Origin of the sequence: Bradyrhizobium sp. USDA 336 (genome assembly GCF_044908355.1) — a bacterium.
Lineage (GTDB): Bacteria > Pseudomonadota > Alphaproteobacteria > Rhizobiales > Xanthobacteraceae > Bradyrhizobium > Bradyrhizobium yuanmingense.
Genome location: NZ_JBIYDC010000002.1, coordinates 6,176,600 through 6,195,112 on the forward strand (window position 1 = coordinate 6,176,600; position 18,513 = coordinate 6,195,112).

The 18,513-nt window shown below is 65.8% G+C and carries 14 protein-coding genes; 10 read left to right on the forward strand and 4 right to left on the reverse strand.

What is annotated here, in order from left to right; translation table 11 throughout:
- Positions 1 to 30 precede the first annotated feature (30 nt).
- The 3 genes from ABIA45_RS29910 to ABIA45_RS29920 are packed head-to-tail and all read right to left on the reverse strand — an operon-like array spanning position 31 to position 4,841.
- Entirely contained in the window at positions 31 to 1,776 is a 1,746-nt protein-coding gene (locus ABIA45_RS29910) for a DUF3369 domain-containing protein (protein WP_157286606.1), read from the reverse strand.
- Entirely contained in the window at positions 1,746 to 3,776 is a 2,031-nt protein-coding gene (locus ABIA45_RS29915; RefSeq protein WP_271546531.1) for an ATP-binding protein, read from the reverse strand. The genes ABIA45_RS29910 and ABIA45_RS29915 overlap by 31 nt, the downstream gene beginning before the upstream one ends.
- 54 nt (positions 3,777 to 3,830) lie before the next feature.
- On the reverse strand, positions 3,831 to 4,841 hold the full coding sequence (locus ABIA45_RS29920; protein WP_338025316.1) for a TRAP transporter substrate-binding protein: 1,011 nt from the start codon (positions 4,839 to 4,841) through the stop codon (positions 3,831 to 3,833).
- A 296-nt stretch (positions 4,842 to 5,137) separates the two neighbouring features.
- On the opposite strand from ABIA45_RS29920, the gene ugpB reads away from it, so the two are divergent.
- The 10 genes from ugpB to ABIA45_RS29970 all read left to right on the forward strand — a co-directional run bounded on the left by ugpB (position 5,138) and on the right by ABIA45_RS29970 (position 16,537).
- A complete protein-coding gene (ugpB, locus tag ABIA45_RS29925; RefSeq protein ID WP_404545353.1) occupies positions 5,138 to 6,460 on the forward strand; it encodes a sn-glycerol-3-phosphate ABC transporter substrate-binding protein UgpB in 1,323 nt (440 codons plus the stop codon).
- A gap of 251 nt (positions 6,461 to 6,711) precedes the next feature.
- Positions 6,712 to 7,668, forward strand: a complete 957-nt coding sequence (locus ABIA45_RS29930) for an aminoglycoside phosphotransferase family protein (RefSeq protein ID WP_404654614.1) — start codon at positions 6,712 to 6,714, stop codon at positions 7,666 to 7,668.
- A 353-nt stretch (positions 7,669 to 8,021) separates the two neighbouring features.
- Positions 8,022 to 9,641 carry an ABC transporter substrate-binding protein gene (locus tag ABIA45_RS29935; RefSeq protein ID WP_404654615.1) on the forward strand — a complete coding sequence of 540 codons (1,620 nt, stop codon included), beginning with the start codon at positions 8,022 to 8,024 and terminating at the stop codon, positions 9,639 to 9,641.
- A 111-nt stretch (positions 9,642 to 9,752) separates the two neighbouring features.
- Positions 9,753 to 10,766: an ABC transporter permease gene (locus ABIA45_RS29940; RefSeq protein ID WP_404654616.1), complete on the forward strand. Its 1,014-nt coding sequence runs from the start codon at positions 9,753 to 9,755 to the stop codon at positions 10,764 to 10,766.
- Between the two features lie 205 nt (positions 10,767 to 10,971).
- Entirely contained in the window at positions 10,972 to 11,871 is a 900-nt protein-coding gene (locus tag ABIA45_RS29945) for an ABC transporter permease (protein ID WP_404654617.1), read from the forward strand.
- Between the two features lie 94 nt (positions 11,872 to 11,965).
- Positions 11,966 to 13,816: a dipeptide ABC transporter ATP-binding protein gene (locus ABIA45_RS29950; protein ID WP_404654618.1), complete on the forward strand. Its 1,851-nt coding sequence runs from the start codon at positions 11,966 to 11,968 to the stop codon at positions 13,814 to 13,816.
- A gap of 23 nt (positions 13,817 to 13,839) precedes the next feature.
- Positions 13,840 to 14,019, forward strand: coding sequence for a DUF4089 domain-containing protein (locus tag ABIA45_RS29955; RefSeq protein ID WP_404654619.1), 180 nt, complete (start codon positions 13,840 to 13,842; stop codon positions 14,017 to 14,019).
- A 7-nt stretch (positions 14,020 to 14,026) separates the two neighbouring features.
- Positions 14,027 to 15,421: an AtzE family amidohydrolase gene (locus ABIA45_RS29960; RefSeq protein WP_404654620.1), complete on the forward strand. Its 1,395-nt coding sequence runs from the start codon at positions 14,027 to 14,029 to the stop codon at positions 15,419 to 15,421.
- Position 15,422: 1 nt separating this feature from the next.
- Positions 15,423 to 15,818 (forward strand): oxalurate catabolism protein HpxZ, encoded by a 396-nt coding sequence (gene hpxZ / locus ABIA45_RS29965; RefSeq protein ID WP_157286601.1) that lies wholly within the window; start codon positions 15,423 to 15,425, stop codon positions 15,816 to 15,818.
- Positions 15,815 to 16,537 carry a GntR family transcriptional regulator gene (locus ABIA45_RS29970; RefSeq protein ID WP_271546426.1) on the forward strand — a complete coding sequence of 241 codons (723 nt, stop codon included), beginning with the start codon at positions 15,815 to 15,817 and terminating at the stop codon, positions 16,535 to 16,537. The genes hpxZ and ABIA45_RS29970 overlap by 4 nt, the downstream gene beginning before the upstream one ends.
- A gap of 111 nt (positions 16,538 to 16,648) precedes the next feature.
- On the opposite strand, the gene atzF is transcribed toward ABIA45_RS29970, so the two are convergent.
- Entirely contained in the window at positions 16,649 to 18,457 is a 1,809-nt protein-coding gene (atzF, locus tag ABIA45_RS29975) for an allophanate hydrolase (protein ID WP_404654621.1), read from the reverse strand.
- Positions 18,458 to 18,513 lie beyond the last annotated feature (56 nt).

Consider the following 18,513-nt stretch of genomic DNA (forward strand, 5'->3'; position numbering starts at 1 on the left):
TCACGGGCTTTGACATCACGGGCTTTGACATCACGGCGCTTCAGTCGCAGGGAGGGTGATGGTGAAGGTCGAGCCCTTGCCGGGGCCCTCGCTCTCGGCGGTCACCTCGCCGCCGTGCATGTCGATGATACGCTTGACGATGGAGAGACCAAGTCCCGTCGAGCTCTCGCCGGCGGTCGGCTTGGCCGACAGCCGCTGGAACCGGCCGAACAGCCGGCCGAGATCCTCCGGCGACAGGCCGGCGCCCTCGTCGCTGACGCTGACGATGGTGTCGCTGCCCTCGTGGACCACGGTGACGTCGATCTTGCCGCCGATCGGTGAGTATTTGATGGCGTTGCTGATGAGATTGTCGATCGCTTCGCGGATGCGGTCGGTGTCGCACATGGTGACGATGTTGGGCGGCGCGGTGACGCTGATCGCCTGCTGCTTGTTGACCGCGAGCGGCTGGTTGGCCTCGGCGACCTCCTTGACCAGGGCGGCGACGTCGACCGGCTCGCGGCGGATGGTGATGTCGAAGGCATCGGCCATCGCGTCCGAGATCAAATGATCGACCATCGTGGTCAGGCGCTTGGTGGCGTCGCGGATGTGGTCGACCTGGGCGACGACCCCGCTTTCCGAGGCGCCGGTCGAGATCAGCTCCTTGAGCATCTCGGTGCGGCCGAGAATGACGCCGAGCGGGTTCTTCAGGTCGTGCGCGACGGTGCCGAGAATCTCGTTCTTGAAGCCGTTGGCGCGCTGCAGCCGCAGCCATTGCGCCGAGAGGCGGCGATTGGCCTGCATCAGGGCGCGGGTGCGCTGGGCGACGCGGTCCTCCAGCTGGGTGTTGGCGTCCTGCAGCTGCTGATAAAGGATGACGTTGTCGAAGGCGATCGAGAGCCTGGAGGAGAAGATCTCGACCAGCGAACGGTCGGTCTCCGACAGCTCGCGCTCGGCCTGGAGCAGCACCACGACCTCGCGGCCCGATCCGGTGCGCAAATAGATCACGCTGCGGTGGTCGGCGAATTCGTTCTTGCGGCGCTGGAACGCGGCCTCCACCATCTCGCGCAGCTCGGGGTCGAGCGCCTTCGACGAGGTGGTGCCGATGAAGCGGCTGTAGCAGCCGCTGCCGGCGAGCACCGAGAGCTCGGGATCGATGCCGCCATTGTCGCGCAGCACCAGGATGCCGGCGCAGTCGACGTTGAGGAGCGAAGCGAGCTGGGTCAGGACGCCCTCGGCGAGCCGCTGCATCGACTTGAAGTCGTACAGCGTCGAGGCCGCGTCGATGATGATCTCGAGCCCGCGCCGGGTCTGCACCATGCGCTCGAGCTGCTGGTAGGAGCGCAGCGCCGCGGTCAGCGAGGTGAACAGCTTGTCGGCGGTGAGCTCGGTCTTGGCCTTGTAGTCGTTGATGTCGTACTGAACAATGACGCGCCGCTCCGGCGCCTGGCCGGGCTGGCCGGTGCGCAGGATGATGCGCACGGTCTCGTTCCGGATCTCGTTGCGAATGAACTCGACCAGCTCGAGGCCGGCGACGTCGGTCTCCATGATGACGTCGAGCAGCACGGCGGCGATGTCGCGGTGCTCGGCCATCAGCTTGCGCCCTTCGGCCGCGGAATAGGCCGACAGGATCTCCAGGCTCTGGCCGTTCAGGCTGTAGTCCGACAGCGCGAAACGCGTGCCGTCATGCACGGCCGGATCGTCATCGATGACGGCGATCTTCCATTTCCGGGCGTTGCTGTCCTCCGACGCGGTACCGGTGTCGTCGATCAGGTGGAGGACATCGTCCTGTTCGGCCATTGCGAAGATCCGTCACTTTCTGTGCTTTGCGCGCCGCCCTTGGCGACGCGGGGCATGATAATGCGAAAAGTAGTGCCTTGTCCCAGCTTGGATTCCAGCATCATCCGGCCGCCGAGCTGCTGGGTGACGAGGTTATAGACGATATGAAGGCCAAGTCCCGTGCCGCCTTCATTGCGCCGGGTGGTAAAGAAAGGGTCAAAGGCCTGGCGCTGCACGTCCGGGGTCATGCCGGCCCCGTCGTCGGAGAAGCTGATCTCGATGTCCTCGGTGCCGCGCGGCCGCGCCGAAATCGCGATCCGGCCGGCGCGGCCGTCGGCGAAGGCGTGGTTGGCGGCGTTGAGGAAGAGGTTGGTCAGGATCTGGCCGTAGGAGCCGGGATAGCCGTCGAGCAGCAGCCCCTCGGGGACGTCGACCTCCAGCGTGATCGGCGAGCGCTTCAGCACGGGCTTGAGGCTGGCGATGATCTGGTCGGTGGCTTCGCTTAAGGAGAACTGCCGCCGCTCGGCATGGGAGCGGTCGACCGCGACCTGCTTGAACGACTGGATCAGCTCGCCGGCGCGCTGGAGATTGGCGACGAGCTGCTGCGAGGCGTCGCGCGAGGATTGCACGAACTCCTCCAGCTGCGAGCGGCGCAGGCCGCCCTCGCCCTTGAGCTGGGCTTCGAAAATCTCGGTGCGCCGGGCAAAGCTCGATGCCACGGTCAGGCTGATGCCGATCGGGTTGTTGACCTCGTGCGCGACGCCGGCAACCAGGCCGCCGAGCGCGGCCAGCCGCTCGGCGTCGATCAGGTTCTGCTGCGCGGTGTTGAGCTCGAGCAGGGCACTCTCGGCCTTTTCCTTCGAGGCGCGCAGCTCATCCTCGGTCCGGCGCTTGGCGATCGCGTTCTCGCGGAACACCTCCACCGCGCGTGCCATGGCCCCGACCTCGTCGCGCGCTTTCGTGCCCTGCACCTCGCGGTCGAGATCGCCGAGCGTGATCGCGCGCATCGCGGACATGATCTGCTGCAGCGGCAGGCGGATCGACAGCGCGATCAGGACGCCCGCGGTGAGGATGATGCCGAGGAAGATCACCGCGATCGACAGCACCCGGCGTGAGATATCCGCCAGCGTGCGGTCGAACACCTCCTGCGCCTTCTGCTCGCGCTGGCGCATCTTGGTCGAGAGGTCGTCGATGGCGCCGATCGCCTCGGCCTGGCTGGCGTCGATGGTGTTGCGCAACAGCTCCGTGCGGCTCGCAAGCTGCTCGGAGAGTTTTGCAAAACCCTCGCGAAGTGCGGCGGTGCGGGCCGCGAGCCGCTGCAAGGCCATCTTCTGCAGGTCGTTGTCGGCGAGATCGATCATGACCGGGATGGTCCTCTCGATCGTCTCGGTGTGGCGGCGCGCGTCGTCGGCGGCGCCCGACGACTGCGACAGATAGTAGGAATTGGCCGCGACCAGCATCGCGGTGAAGGCTTCGCGGGATTTGCCAAGCGAGGGCCAGATCAGCGCGTCGCGATGGCCGGTGGCACCCTCGATGATGGAGTAGAGGCCCGCCATGTCCCTGGCCGGGCCCTGCACCTGCTCCTCATAGGTCTTGGCGATGGTGGACTGCACGCTGCGCAGCTCGCCGAAGCCGTTGAGGAAGCGGTCGGTGGTGCGCTCCAGCTCCTCGACCGAGCCCGACAGCATCGGGTCCTTGGCAGCGCGGTTGGTCAGCGTGCCCAGCACCGCCTCGCGCAGCAACAGGATCTCGGCGAACAGGTCCGGGCTCGGCTGGTTGATGTAGCGGTGGATCAGGTTTTGCAGCCGCCCGGTCTCGCTCTCGAGCAGCGCCAGGATCCGGTCGGACTCGCGCACCTGGCGCACGTCGTCCCAGGCTGAGCCGAGCACCTTGGCGCCGTTCCAGATCATCGCCACCAGCACCACGACCACGGCGGAGTTCAGCGCGGCGATCGACAGGATGCGCCAGCGGATCGGCACCGCCCGCAAGAGGCCGACGATGCGCGCGCGCAGCTGCCCGATCGGGCCGGGCGGCTTGTCCGCGTGTTCGCTATGTCCAAGCGCAGCCAACAGGCCTCACTCCACCTTGCGAATCCGTTCGATCAGCGCGGCCGCCGCGGGGTCGCGCGCGGCCTTGGCGTAGATTGCGGCCATGGCGTCCTCGAACGGCTTGCGGTCGATGTCCCTGATGATGGTCACGCCGGCTTCCTGCGCCTTGCGCTGCGACTGTTCCTCGAGGTCGTGCCACTTCTCGCGCATGAACCGGCTGGAGCGCTGCGCGGCCTCCTTAAAGATCGTCTGCTCCTCCGCCGACAGGCTGTTCCAGGCCTTCAGAGAGATCACCAGCACCTCCGGGCTCATCGTGTGCTCGGTCAGCGTGTAATGGCCGGCATGCTTGTAATGATTCGTGGTCACGAAGGATGGCCAGTTGTTTTCGGCGCCGTCGATCAGATGGTTGGCAAGCCCGGTGAGCACCTGCCCGTAGGGCAGCTCGACCGGTTCGGCGCCGAGCGCGCGCATCATCTGGCTCATTAACTCCGACTGCTGCACGCGGATCCGCAATCCCTTGAGGTCCGCGATGGTCTTCACCGGGCGGACCCCGTTATAGATCGACCGCGCACCCGAATCGTAGAAGGCGAGCCCGACGAAGCCGTAGGGCTCGAAGCTACCGAGGATCTCGCTGCCGACAGGTCCGTCCAGCACCTTCTGCATGTGCTCGATGGACCGGAACAGGAACGGCATCGCCAGCACGTTCATCGCCGGGACGAAATTGCCGATCAGGGCGACATTGGTCCGGTTGAGGTCGATCGCACCGGCCCGGGTCTGCTCGATGGTCTCCTTTTCCTCCCCGAGCTGGCGGGAGTGGAACACCTTGATCTCGTGGCGGCCCTTGGTGCGCTCGGCGATCAGGGCGCCCATGTAGCGCAGCGCCTGGACGGTCGGGTAATCCTCGGCCTGGGTGTCGGCGGCGCGAAATTCGCGCGCAACCGCGCTCGTCGTGCCCATGCTCGACGAGACTGCGGCAAGCAGAAGCGCAACGAAGACCACCCCGGTCCGCGAGAGTTCGGCACGGCTCAACACTGGCACACTCAACCCCTCAGTGGTGGAGTCTATGGCGGAAGGAAAAGGTTCAATGCAATCTAAAGCGTTTTCAAGCGAAGTGGATACCGGTTCGCGTAAAGAAAACGCGTCAAATTGAGAATCTAGAGCCTGTTCCGATCGGAACGGGGCTCTAGCAGATGGTGAAGGGAAGGCCATCCCGCGCCCGGCCAGCGGGCTGATTGTGCGGCGCGGCCGGCGTTCATTCCCGGTTGAAACGGCCACTGCCGGGCCTTAAGCAGGACAGCCGCCACGTCGACCGCGGCCTGGGAAGAGCCATCCTGATGTCAGCCTTGCGCCTTTTGCAGCTCGTTGCCGTCTTTGCGGCCCTCGCATTGGCCGCCCCTGCGCGGGCTGCCACCGAGATCGCCTGGTGGCACGCCATGTCCGGCGAGCTCGGCCGGCAGCTGGAAAAGCTCGCCGCCGACTTCAACGCCTCGCAATCCGATTACCGCATCGTGCCCGTCTACAAGGGCAATTACACCGAGACGGTGACGGCCGCGATCTTCGCCTTCCGCTCGCGCAGCCAGCCCGCCATCGTGCAGGTCAACGAGGTCGCCACCGCCACCATGACTGCGGCCAAGGGCGCGATCTATCCGGTGTTCAGCCTGATGCGCGACCAGGGCGAGCCGTTCTCGCTGGGCGATTATCTGCCGGCGGTCTCCGGCTATTACACCGATGCCGCCGGCAATCTGTTGTCGTTCCCGTTCAATTCCTCGACCCCGATCCTGTACTACAACAAGACCATGTTCCGCGACGCCGGCCTCGATCCGGAGGCGCCGCCGAAGACCTGGCCGGAATTGGGAGCGGCCGCCAAGCGCCTGCGCGACCGCGGCGCTGCTTGCGGCTTCACCACGTCCTGGCCGTCCTGGATCCATGTCGAGAATTTTTCGGCCTTCCATAATCTGGCGCTAGCGAGCCGGGCCAACGGCTTCGCCGGGCTGGATGCGGAATTGACCATCAACAATCCGAGGCTGGTGCATCACGTCGCGGCGCTCAGCGAGTGGCAGAAGACCAAGCTGTTCGACTATAGCGGCCGTGGCCAGTCGGCCGAGCCGCGCTTCCAGAAGGGCGAGTGCGGCATCTTCATCGGCTCCTCGGCGACGCGCGCCGACATCAAGGCCAATTCGAAGTTCGAGATCGGCTACGGCATGATGCCCTATTGGCCCGACGTGAAGGGCGCGCCGCAGAACTCGATCATCGGCGGCGCCACGCTGTGGGTGCTGCGCGACCGTCCGCGCGAGGAATACAAGGGCGTGGCGCGCTTCTTCGCCTATCTGTCCCAGCCCGGCGTGCAGGCCGCCTGGCACCAGAACACCGGCTATCTCCCCGTGACCCGCGCCGCCTTCGAGCTGACGCGCTCGCAGGGCTTCTATGAGCGCAATCCGGGCTCGGCGATCTCGTTCGAGCAGATCACGCTCAATCCGCCGACCGAGAACTCCAAGGGCATCCGGCTCGGCTCCTTCGTCCTGATTCGCGGCGTGATCGAGGACGAGCTCGAGCAGGCCTTCGCCGGCCACAAGAGCGCGCAATCAGCGCTCGATTCCGCCGTCGAGCGCGGCAACAAGCTGTTGCGCCAGTTCGAGCGCGCGAGTCCCGAGCGGTAGGGTGTGTTGCGATTAGGTTTCGCCGCCGCTGCGAACGAGGTGCGCTCCCTCCCCCGCTTGCGGGGGAGGGTTGGGGAGAGGGCTCTCTCCACGTTGGGATTGCCTGAAGTCTGCGGAGAGTGTCCCCACGTGGAGAGAGCCCCCACCCGGCGCTTCGCGCCGACCTCCCCCGCAAGCGGGAGAGGTGCACCGTCTCCTTGGCTCGCATCGAGCCAACCAAAGTTAACCCTGCTCTCAATACGCAAGCGCCAATGACAATCACGCCGCAACAGCTGCCTCACCTCGCCGACGCCGCAAGCCTCCGCGCCTTTCGCTCCGATCCCTTACAATGGCTGCCAATCGCTCTCGACATCGCGCGCAGCCACGGCCTCGATGCCGGCTCGCCGCATGTGTTCGCGGCCGGCACCAATCTCGTGGTCGGCCTCGGCGACAAGCTGATCCTGAAGATCTTTCCGCCGCCGCTCGCAGCGCAATTCGTCTCGGAGCGCGCCGCGCTGGCGCAGCTCAAAGGCCGTCTGCAGCTGCCGATCCCCGAGATTGTCGCGGAGGGGATGCGCAACGGCTGGCCCTATCTCGTCATCACGCGTCTTGCCGGCACGCTGGGCTCGGAGGTCTGGCCATCACTGCCGGAGCCGCAGAAGGAGCGCCTGCTGCGCCAGATCGGCGAGACCATTGCGAGCGTGCAGCGCGCGCCGCTTGGACCGCTCGCGCATATCGAGCCGCGCTGGGACGCGTTCATGCGCGCCCAGATGCAGGGCTGCCGCGCGCGGCACACGCGTCTCGGCCTCGCACCAAAATTCCTCGCCGGCCTCGATGATCTCCTGCGCGACGCCGCCAAGCTGATCCCGATGGATGCAGCGCCCGTGATCCTGACCGGCGAATACATCCCCGAGAACTTTCTGCTCGCCTGTGACGACGGCCAATGGTCGCTCGGCGGCCTGTTCGATTTCGGCGACGTGCTCACGGGGTGGCGTGACTACGATCTGCTCGGCCCCAGCGCCTTCATGGCGGCGGGCCGTCCGGGCAGAGTGAAGAGCCTGCTCGAAGGCTTTGGCTATGCGACGCTGGATTTCACCCTCAAGCGCCGCCTGATGGCCCTGATGCTGCTGCACCGCGCCAGCGACCTCGACAGCCACATCTGCATCGAGGGTTGGCAGGAGCGGGCGGATGATCTGGTTGAACTGCAGGAGTTGATCTGGCCGGGCTGAGCGCCCCCTCCGTCATTCCGGGCGCCGCGCAGCGGCGAGCCCGGAATCCATTGTGCCGTGCGTTCTGCCGCCCGATGGATTCCGGGTTCGATGCTGCGCATCGCCCCGGAATGACTCCTGGGGCCGGGCGAGCGCCGGCGACTGTCTCCATAATGATCCCTCAAGCCGAACAGCCTAAGTTTTACGCAATCGCGCATCTTTGTATGCAATTGCGCGTTGCGGTGCAGAGTGGTGAGAACAGGAATACTTTGTGATATCAGTGGCTTATATGGACTTTAGTCTTCCGTTAAGCCTTGGCACAAACCTTGCGAATCCAGCTCCAGCCAAAAAACCTTTGTGTTGGAGCGAATTTCATGAAGCGCCGCGATTTCCTCAAATCCGTTTCCGGGTTGGCCGCTGGCGCGGCGCTTCCGGCCATGCCGTCCGTGATCTCCTCGGCCAAGGCCGATGCCCGCTCGGAGACCTTGCTGATCGTTTCCGAAGGCGGCCCGAACAATCTCGACATCCATGGCATCGGCACCAACGTGCCCGGCTATGAAGTCTCCTGGAATTGCTACGACCGCCTGATCAGCCACGAGATGAAGAGCGGTCCCGGCGGCGTGCCCTATTACGACCGGGACAAGTTCAAGGGCGAGCTCGCCGACGACATGAAGATCGACGACATGTCGGTCACCTTCAAGCTGAAGAAGAACGCCAGATTCCACGACGGCACGCCTGTTACCGCGAAAGACGTGAAATGGTCGCTCGACCGCGCCGTCAGCGTCGGCGGCTTCCCGACCTTCCAGATGAGCGCGGGTTCGCTCACCAAGGCCGAGCAGTTCGTCGTGGTCGACGATCACACCGTGCGCGTCGACTTCCTGAAGAAGGACAAGCTGACGATCCCCGATCTCGCCGTGATCGTGCCCTGCATCGTCAATTCCGAGCTGGTGAAGAAGAATGCCAGCGAGAAGGATCCCTGGGGCCTCGAGTTTACAAAACAGCAGACCGCCGGCTCCGGCGCCTACAAGGTGACGAAGTGGACCGCCGGCACCGAAGTGATCATGGAGCGCAATGAGGATTGGGTCGGCGGTCCGCTTCCCAAGATCAAGCGCGTGATCTGGCGCATGGTGCCGCAGGCCGGCAACCGCCGTGCACTGCTCGAGCGCGGCGATGCCGACATCTCGTACGAGCTGCCGTTCAAGGATTTCCAGGAGATGAAGGCGAACGGCAAGCTCAACGTGGTGTCGCTGCCGTTCTCCAACGGCATCCAGTATATCGGCATGAACGTCACCAAGCCGCCGTTCGATAACGTCAAGGTGCGGCAGGCCATCGCCTATGCGCTGCCGTATCAGAAGATCATGGACGCGGTGCTGTTCGGCCTCGGCAATCCCATGTTCGGCGCAAAGGACAAGGCGACCGAAGTCGCCTGGCCCCAGCCGCACAAGTACAACACCGACATGGAGAAGGCGAAGGCGCTGCTGGCTGAGGCCGGTTACGCCAACGGCTTCGAGACCACGATCTCGTTCGATCTCAACTTCGCCGGCGTCAACGAGCCGCTCTGCATCCTGGTGCAGGAAAGCCTCGCCCAGCTCGGCATCAAGACCACCATCAACAAGGTGCCCGGCGCCAACTGGCGCACCGAGCTCAACAAGAAGGAGATGCCGCTCTTCACCAACGTGTTCTCGGGCTGGCTCGATTACCCCGAGTACTTCTTCTACTGGTGCTATCACGGCAACAATTCCGTCTTCAACACCATGAGCTACAAGTCGGCGGCGATGGACAAGTTCATCGACGGTGCGCGTACGGCGGCCGCCACCGGCGACAAGACCGCTTACGATGCCGACGTGAAAGGCTTCGTCGATCTCGCCTTCGCCGACGTCCCGCGCATTCCGCTCTATCAGCCCTTCGTCAACGTCGCGATGCAGAAGAACATCAGCGGCTACCAATACTGGTTCCACCGGCGGCTCGATTATCGCGCGATGGCGAAGGGGTGAGGAAAGCGAATAGGGAGTGGCGAATAGCGAATAGGGGGACGTGATGGTCGACAGGAGCGAATGTCCATTCGCCACTCGCTATTCGCCAATCGCGCGAGCGGAGCGAGCCCCATGCTGACCATGATCGGCAAGCGCCTGATGTTCGCGATCCCGTCGTTGATCGGCGTCGTCATCGTCACCTTCCTGCTGACGCGTGCGCTGCCGGGCGATCCCGCGGCCTACTTCGCCGGCCCCGCCGCGACCAAGGAAGCCGTCGAGCAGATCCGGAAAAAACTCGGCTTCGACAAGCCGCTGATCGAACAGTTCTTCCGCTATGCCAACGATCTCGCGCATGGCGATTTCGGCAACTCGCTGACGACGGGCCAGCCGGTCGCCACCGAGATCCGCAACCGCCTGCCGGCGTCAGCCGAGCTGACGCTGCTCGGCCTGTTCGTGTCCGTTGCGATCGCCATTCCGCTCGGCGTGCTCGCGGCAACGCGTCCGGGATCGTGGATCGACCATCTCTGCCGGATCACGACCACGGCCGGCGTGTCGCTGCCGGTGTTCTTCACCGGCCTCGTGCTGGTCTATGTCTTCTACTTCCGGCTCGGCTGGTCGCCGGCGCCGCTCGGCCGTCTCGACGTGTTCTACAGCGCGCCGCCGACGGTAACGGGCTTCTATCTGATCGATACCCTGATCGCGCGCGATCTCGAGGCGTTCCGCTCGGCGCTGAGCCAGCTCATCCTTCCCGCAACGACGCTCGCGATCTTCTCGCTGGCGCCGATCGCGCGCATGACCCGCGCCTCCATGCTCGCGGTGCTCGCATCCGATTTCGTCCGCACCGCGCGCGCCAGCGGCCTGTCGCCGGCAACCGTGATCGTCACCTACGCGTTCCGCAACGCGATGCTGCCTGTCATCACCACGCTCAGCATGGTGTTCTCGTTCCTGCTGGGCGCCAACGTGCTCGTCGAGAAAGTGTTCGCTTGGCCGGGCATCGGCTCCTACGCGGTGGAAGCGCTGATCTCCTCGGACTTCGCGCCGGTGCAGGGCTTCGTGCTGACCATGGCGGTCATGTACGTGCTGCTCAATCTGATCATCGACATTTTGTACGGCGTAATCGATCCGCGCGTGCGGTTGGAGGGCTAACCCGATCATGGTCGCGTTCGATGCAAGCCACGCGAACGGTGCGCTCCCTCCCCCGCCTGCGGGGGAGGGCTGGGGAGAGGGTGTATCCGCGGTCGAGAACCCCCAAGAGGCGAGAGCCCTCTCCCGGCGCGTTGCGCCGACCTCTCCCGCAAGCGGGAGAGGTGAAGTCAACTCCCAGCTCGTCATGAAGCACCAGGAGTGAACAATGAGCTCCGTTGCGCCTGCTGTTGAACCTGTCGGCCCCGCCCGCACGTCAGGCCTCGTCGCGATCCTTGAACAGACCCGCTATGTCCTCAGCGAGAACAAGGTCACGGCCTTTGCCTTCGCTCTGCTCCTGATCATCGTGTTCGCCGCGCTGTTCGGCCCTTACGTGGTGCCGTACGACCCGCTTGCCTCCGACACCGCCGCCGCGCTGAAGCCGCCGTCGGCGGCGCACTGGTTCGGCACCGACCAGCTGGGGCGCGACATCTTCAGCCGCGTCATCGTCGCCACGCGCCTCGACTTCTTCATCGCGATCGCCTCGGTCGCGCTGGTGTTCCTGATGGGCGGCCTTGCCGGCATCGCGGCCGGCTATTTCGGCGGCTGGACCGACCGCATCGTCGGCCGCATCGCCGACACCATCATGGCGTTCCCGCTGTTCGTGCTCGCGATGGGCATCGTCGCCGCGCTCGGCAACACCGTGCAGAACATCATCCTGGCCACCGCGATCGTGAACTTCCCGCTCTATGCCCGCGTCGCGCGCGCCGAAGCCAATGTCCGCCGCAATGCCGGCTTCGTGCAGGCCGCGCGTCTCTCAGGTAACGGCGAATTCCGCATCCTCCTGGTGCAGATCCTGCCGAACATCATGCCGATCATGATCGTGCAGATGTCGCTGACCATGGGCTACGCCATCCTCAATGCCGCAGGCCTGTCCTTCATCGGCCTCGGCGTCCGTCCGCCGACCGCCGAATGGGGCATCATGGTCGCCGAAGGCGCGGGCTTCATGGTGTCGGGCGAATGGTGGATCGCGCTCTTCCCCGGCCTTGCCCTGATGATTGCCGTGTTCTGCTTCAACCTCCTCGGCGACGGCCTGCGCGACATCGTCGACCCCCAGCGGAGAACGTGATGGCAGACGTACGTCCGAAATTCTCCAATGATTTCAGTCGCCGCTCTACTGTGCATGGGGTTGTTTTCGACCGTTTGAGTGACGGGAGCCGTCCATGACCGCCCAGCCCCTGCTCGACGTCCAGAACCTCACGGTCGAATTCACCACCCGACGCGGCATCGTCAAGGCGGTGCAGCACGTCAACATCTCCGTGGCCAAGGGCGAGACGCTGGCCATCGTCGGCGAGTCCGGCTCCGGCAAGTCGGTGACATCCTACGCGGTGATGCGCATCCTCGACCGCGCCGGCAAGATCGCCGAGGGCTCGGTGATGTTCTCCGGCATCGACGTCAAGGCGGCGACCGAAGACCAGATGCGCGATCTGCGCGGCCGCGAAGTCTCGATGATCTTCCAGAACCCGCGCGCCGCGCTGAACCCGATCCGCAAAGTCGGCGACCAGATCGAGGACGTGCTGCGCACCCATGTGCAGCAGGCCCAGGTCGCAGATCACGGCGAGAAGGCGATCGAGGCGCTGGAGCAGGTCAAGATCGCCCGCCCGCGCGAGCGCTATCACGCCTATCCGTTCGAGCTGTCGGGCGGCATGTGCCAGCGCGTCGTCATCGCGCTCGCGCTGGCCTGCAATCCGCAGCTCCTCATCGCGGACGAGCCGACCACCGGTTTGGATGTCACCACGCAGAAGGCGGTGATGGACCTGATCGTCGAGCTGACGAAACGCCGCGCGATGTCGACCATCCTGATCACGCACGATCTCGGGTTGGCTGCCGCCTATTGCGACCGCGTCGTCGTCATGGAGAAGGGCCGCGTCGTCGAGACCGCCACGGCTGCCGACATTTTTGCCAACCCTCAGCACCCCTACACCAAGAAGCTGATGCGCGCGACGCCGCGGCTCGGGGTGTCGCTGAGAGACTTGCTGCCGGAGGAGGAGACTCTTGCCTCTCCCCGCACGCGGGGAGAAGCCGACACGCTCGGGAGCGCAGTTGCGCTCCAGAGCGTGGCGGGTGAGGGGGACTCTCCACGAGTCGAGCTCGCCGAGGCTGCCCCTCACCCCAGCCCTCTCCCCGTGAAGGACGGGGAGAGGGAGCAGAGCGGTGCAAGCGGGGAGAGGGAGAAGACGCTCCTCCTCCGCGTTGAAAAGCTCGTCAAGGAATATCCCCGCCAGGGCGCGACCGCCGTGCTCGGTAAACTGTTCGGCCGCAAGCCGCCGGTGGAGCCGGACGTGTTCCGCGCCGTCGACAGCATCAGCTTTTCGATCGGCCATGGCGAGAGCGTCGGCCTCGTCGGCGAGTCCGGCTGCGGCAAATCGACCGCCTCGATGATGGTGATGCGTCTGCTCGACCAGACCTCCGGCCTGATCCAGTTCGACGGCGAGGACATCGGCGGCATTCAGCCTGCCGCCTTCGCCCGGCTGCCGCAGCGCAGCCGCATCCAGATGGTGTTCCAGGACCCCACCGACAGCCTCAACCCGCGCTTCACCGCCGCGCGCGCGATCGCCGACCCGATCATGCAGCTTGGCGATATCAGGGGTCGCGACGCGCTCCGCGCCCGCTGCGAGGAACTCGCCACCATGGTCGGCCTGCCGCACAATCTGCTCGACCGCTTCCCGCACCAATTGTCCGGCGGCCAGAAGGCCCGCGTCGGCATCGCCCGGGCGATCGCGCTGCATCCCAAGCTCGTCATCCTGGACGAGCCGACCGCGGCGCTGGACGTCTCCGTGCAGGCCGTCGTCCTCAACCTGCTGCAGGACCTCAAGGCGCGGCTAGGTATGAGCTATCTGTTCGTCTCGCATGATTTGAATGTGGTGCGCTTGTTGTGCGATCGTGTCATTGTGATGCGGACGGGACGGATCGTCGAGGAGGGCTCTTCCGAGCAGGTGCTCGGCGATCCCAAGGACGACTACACCAAGGAGCTGCTGACGGCGATCCCGCATCCGCCGTTGCCGACACACTGAGACACGGATTGCTTGAGAGCGTGATGGCCGAACCCCTGGACGACTATATCGACGCCGTATCGAAGGCGCTGGCGCTGTCGATCGAGGAGGCCTGGCGGCCTGCGGTTCGCGCCAACCTCGAGGTCTCGCTGCGGCTTGGCCGTCTGGTCGACGAATTCGCGCTGCCGGACGAGACCGAGCCGGCGCCGATCTTCACGGCCTGATGCTGCCATGACCACCAAGCCAGAGATGACGGCCTCCGAGATCGCGAGTGCGGTTGCGGGGCGCAAGATGACCGCGCTCGCTGCCACCGAAGCTGCGCTCGCCCGCATCGCGCAGCATGACCGCATCCTCAATTCCTTCACCGACGTCACCGCCGAACGCGCCCGCGCCAAAGCGCGCGCGATCGATGCGGATATCGCGGCGGGCAGGACAATCGGTCCGCTCGCCGGCGTACCCTTCGCCGTCAAGAACCTGTTCGATGTTGCGGGCCTTTCAACGCGCGCCGGCTCGAAGATCAACCGGGACCTCGCGCCCGCCAGGCGCGATGCGACCTTGATCGAGCGGATGGAAGCGGCCGGCGCCGTTCTCGTCGGTGCGCTCAACATGGGCGAATACGCCTACGATTTCACGGGCGAGAACATCCATGACGGCCCCTCGCGCAATCCGCATGACACCACGCGGATGAGCGGCGGCTCCTCCGGCGGCTCGGGCAGCGCCGTCGGCGGCGCGCTGGTGCCGATCGCGCTCGGCTCCGACACCAACGGCTCGATCCGCGTGCCGTCCTCCTTCTGCGGCATCTTCGGCCTGAAGCCGACCTATGGCCGGCTGTCACGTGCGCGCTCGTTCCCGTTCGTGGCGAGCCTCGATCATCTCGGCCCGTTTGCGCGCTCCGTCGCCGATCTCGCGCTCGCCTATGACGCGATGCAGGGTCCGGACGCAGACGACGGCGCCTGCACCACGCGCGGGCCAGAGCCCGTCACGCCGCTGCTCGATGAGTCCATCTCCGGCTTGCGCGTTGCGATCGCCGGCGGCCACTTCCAGAAGAACGTGTTTCCGGAAGCGGTCGAAGCCGTCAGCCGCGTCGCCAAGGCGCTGGGCGCAACGCAAGTGGTGGATGTTCCCGAAGCCTCGCGCGCCCGCGCCGCCGCCTATGTCATCACCACCACCGAAGGCGCTTCGCTCCATCTCGATCGCCTGCGCAAGCGCCCGAACGACTTCGATCCGGCGGTGCGCGATCGGCTGATCGCGGGCGCCATGGTTCCGGCGCCGCTGGTCGATCGCGCCCAGAAATTCCGTCGCTGGTATCGTGCGCAACTCACCGAGATCTTCAAATCGGTCGATGTTCTGCTGGCACCCGCAACGCCCTGCACCGCGCCAAAACTCGGACAGGTCAATTTCAATCTCGACGGCGTCGAGCTGCCGGTGCGCGCCAATATCGGCATCCACACCCAGCCGATATCCTTCATCGGCTTGCCGGTGGTCGCGGTCCCCTTGCCGCTCGAGCCGCTGCCGATCGGCGTGCAGATCATTTGTGCGCCCTGGCGCGAGGACATCGCGCTGCGCGTCGCGCACGCATTGGAGAAGATGGGCGTCGTCGCTGCGCCCGCGCCGAGAGGGTTCTAAGATGCAGATCGATCTCCCCGACGTGATCGCGGAAGTCAAAGCCGCGTTCGAGCGCTATGAGCAAGCCCTCGTCAGCAACGACGTCGCCGTGCTCGGCGAGCTCTTCCGCAACGACCCGCGCACCTTGCGCTACGGCATCGGCGAGAACCTCTATGGCTACGAGGCAATCTCCGGTTTCCGCGCCGGCCGTTCGCCGGTCGGGCTGAACCGCCGCACCGCCAAAACCGTGATCACCAGCTATGGCCGCGACACGGCCGTGGCGTCCACCTTGTTCTATCGCGATACGGCTCCCGGCAAGGTCGGCCGGCAGATGCAGACGTGGATACGTTTCCCGGAGGGCTGGCGCGTCGTCGCCGCTCATGTCAGCATCATCGAGGAGCCGAAAGAGACCGTATGACGCTTGATGATCTTCCGCAGGGCGCATTGCCGGCCGAGCCGGTGGTGCCGCGCGTCGACCGTGCATCGCCGTCGCTGCTGAAGGTCACGCGCGCCGAGGAGCTGCGGCTGCAGCTTGCCGACGAGATCGTGCGCGGAACGCTGGCGCCGGGCTCGCCGCTGGACGAGACCGATATCGCGCGGCGCTTCAACGTCTCGCGCACGCCGGTGCGCGAAGCGCTGCGGCAATTGGTGGCGAGCGGCCTCGTCGAGGCGCGACCGCATCGCGGCGCCGTGGTGGCGCAGCCCTCGATCGAGCGGCTGAAAGGCATGTTCGAGGCGATGGCGGAGCTCGAGGCCTTGTGCGCGGGTCTTGCCGCCGAACGCATGTCGGCGACCGAGCGTCATGGCCTGGAAGCCGTCCACGAGGAGCTGCGGGTGCTGAGCTACACCGGCAATCCCGAGCGTTTCCACGAGGTCAACGAGCGCTTCCACAACGCGATCTATGCCGGCTCGCAGAACGGCTACATCGCCGAGATCACGCTCGCGACCCGCGTCCGCGTGCAGCCGTTCCGCCGCGCCCAGTTCCGCAACCTCGGCCGCCTCGCCAAGTCGCAGGCCGAGCACGACCGCGTCGTCGTCGCCATCATGCGCGGCGACAAGCAGGGCGCCGCCGCCGCCATGCGCGCGCATATCGAGCTGGTGCGCGGAGAGTACGAGATCTACGCGGTGTCGGTGTAGGACGACACGCTCGGTGTCGTAGGGTGGGCAAAGGCGCGAAGCGCCGTGCCCACCGTCTCTCCAAATTGACGATGATGGTGGGCACGCTTCGCTTTGCCCACCCTACGAGAGCTACGCCTTCGCAGCTTCCATCATAAATTTTCGCCATCCCCCATACGCCGTGATGTCCCGCGCATCGCCCAGCACTTCCGGCTCGACGAGGAATCCCTTCACGCTGCGTCCGTCGGCGAGCCTGATTGTGCCGATCGCCATCGGCGCGGGGATCGCGTTGACGAACTTGCCGAAGGCGGACGACGACAGCGACCAGATCTCCAGCTCGATCGCCGCGCCCGTGCCGGTCTCGACGCGCAGCATGCCGGGCTTCGGCGGCGTCGTCTTGAGCGCATAGAGCTTGTAGTCGGGCGCGGTTTTCGTCGCCTCGACCAGCTTGCCATTCAGCGCGGTCAATTCCCCGTTCAGCGCCATGCCGGTGAGATGCGCGCCGACCACTGCGATGGGAATCTCGTCGTCGCCGCCGGTCGGGAGCGGCGCGAGCGGGGCTTGCGTCACACCCTTCGCGCCGAGCGTCAGTTTCGTATCGGCGTGGAACACCCGGCCGATGCTCGCGAGCAGCGCGTCGCGTCCTGCGGGCGCCAGCAGCGTGATGCCGAACGGAATGCCGTCACTGCGCATCGCAGCCGGCACGGCGAGGCCGCAGAGGTCGAGCAGGTTGACGAAATTGGTGTAGGTGCCGAGCCGGCTGTTGAGCTCGATCGGATTGGCGAGCACCTGCGCGGTCGTATAGGCCGTCGGCGCCGTCGGCAGCACCAGCGCATCGATGTTGGCGAACGTGCGCTCTGCGATCTTGCGCAGGCCCTGCAGGCGATAGAGCGCGGAGAAGGTTTCCGCGGCCGTGAGCCGCGCGCCGGCCGCGGTGATCTCGCGGGTAACGGGGTGGATCGCGTCAGGCGCGGACGCCAGCAGGTTCTTGATCACGAGGTAACGCTCGGCGACCCAGGGACCCTCATAGAGCAGCCGCGCCGTCTCGTAGAACGGCTCGAGGTCGAACTCGACCAGCGTTGCCCCAAGCGCGGTCCATCGCTTCAGCGCATCGCTGTAGGCGGCTTCCGCTTTCTTGTCGCCGAAGAAGATCAACTGCCCGTTGCGCGGCACACCCAGGCGCAGGTTTGCCGGCATCGGCGTGATGGCGCCGAGCGGCCGGTCGCGCGAGAATGGATCGGCTTGGTCGGGCCCGGCCATCACCGACAGCGCAAGCGCGGCATCGTCCACCGTCAGTGCGAACACCGAGATGCAGTCGAGCGTGCGGCAGGCCGGCACCAGGCCTGCGGTCGAGATCATGCCGAGGCTCGGCTTCAGCCCGACGATGTTGTTGAGCATCGCCGGCACGCGGCCCGAGCCGGCGGTATCCGTGCCGAGCGACAGCGGCACCAGCCCGGCGCCGACCGCGGTGGCCGAGCCCGAGCTCGAGCCGCCGGGAATGAGATCCTCGCGGATCGAATTCCTGGGGACGCCGTAGGGCGAGCGGACGCCGACGAGGCCGGTCGCGAACTGGTCGAGATTGGTCTTGCCGATGATGATCGCCCCGGCCGCGCGCAGGCGCTCGACGGCGGTCGAGTCGTGGGTGGGCGTGTAGGAGAAAGCCGGGCAGGCCGCGGTGGTAGGGAAGCCCAGCGCGTCGATATTGTCCTTCACCGCGACCGGCACGCCGTAAAGCGGCAGGCTGGCAGCATCCGCCCGGGCCGCGAGCTTCTCCGCTTCCGCGATCGCGTCCTTCTCTTCGCGCAGGCTGATGAACACGGCGGGATCGTCGTAATCGCGGATGCGCCGATAGGTCCGCGCGACGGTCTCTGCCGGCGAAAGCCGGCCCGCGCAGTGCGCGGCCACAATCGCGGCGATCGTTTCAGGCTGCTCGGCCCCCATGGCGGCAAAACTCCGGCAATTCGTCTTCGCCCGGAGTGAAGCAAGCGATGTGCCAT

What these genes read in the sequence shown, in the direction of transcription:
- ABIA45_RS29910 (WP_157286606.1), bottom strand. Translation starts at nt 1,776, where the DNA reads ATGGCCGAACAGGACGATGTCCTCCACCTGATCGACGACACCGGTACC.
- ugpB (WP_404545353.1), top strand. Translation starts at nt 5,138, where the DNA reads ATGTCAGCCTTGCGCCTTTTGCAGCTCGTTGCCGTCTTTGCGGCCCTC.
- ABIA45_RS29930 (WP_404654614.1), top strand. Translation starts at nt 6,712, where the DNA reads ATGACAATCACGCCGCAACAGCTGCCTCACCTCGCCGACGCCGCAAGC.
- ABIA45_RS29935 (WP_404654615.1), top strand. Translation starts at nt 8,022, where the DNA reads ATGAAGCGCCGCGATTTCCTCAAATCCGTTTCCGGGTTGGCCGCTGGC.
- ABIA45_RS29940 (WP_404654616.1), top strand. Translation starts at nt 9,753, where the DNA reads ATGCTGACCATGATCGGCAAGCGCCTGATGTTCGCGATCCCGTCGTTG.
- ABIA45_RS29945 (WP_404654617.1), top strand. Translation starts at nt 10,972, where the DNA reads ATGAGCTCCGTTGCGCCTGCTGTTGAACCTGTCGGCCCCGCCCGCACG.
- ABIA45_RS29950 (WP_404654618.1), top strand. Translation starts at nt 11,966, where the DNA reads ATGACCGCCCAGCCCCTGCTCGACGTCCAGAACCTCACGGTCGAATTC.
- ABIA45_RS29955 (WP_404654619.1), top strand. Translation starts at nt 13,840, where the DNA reads ATGGCCGAACCCCTGGACGACTATATCGACGCCGTATCGAAGGCGCTG.
- ABIA45_RS29960 (WP_404654620.1), top strand. Translation starts at nt 14,027, where the DNA reads ATGACCACCAAGCCAGAGATGACGGCCTCCGAGATCGCGAGTGCGGTT.
- hpxZ (WP_157286601.1), top strand. Translation starts at nt 15,423, where the DNA reads ATGCAGATCGATCTCCCCGACGTGATCGCGGAAGTCAAAGCCGCGTTC.
- ABIA45_RS29970 (WP_271546426.1), top strand. Translation starts at nt 15,815, where the DNA reads ATGACGCTTGATGATCTTCCGCAGGGCGCATTGCCGGCCGAGCCGGTG.
- atzF (WP_404654621.1), bottom strand. Translation starts at nt 18,457, where the DNA reads ATGGGGGCCGAGCAGCCTGAAACGATCGCCGCGATTGTGGCCGCGCAC.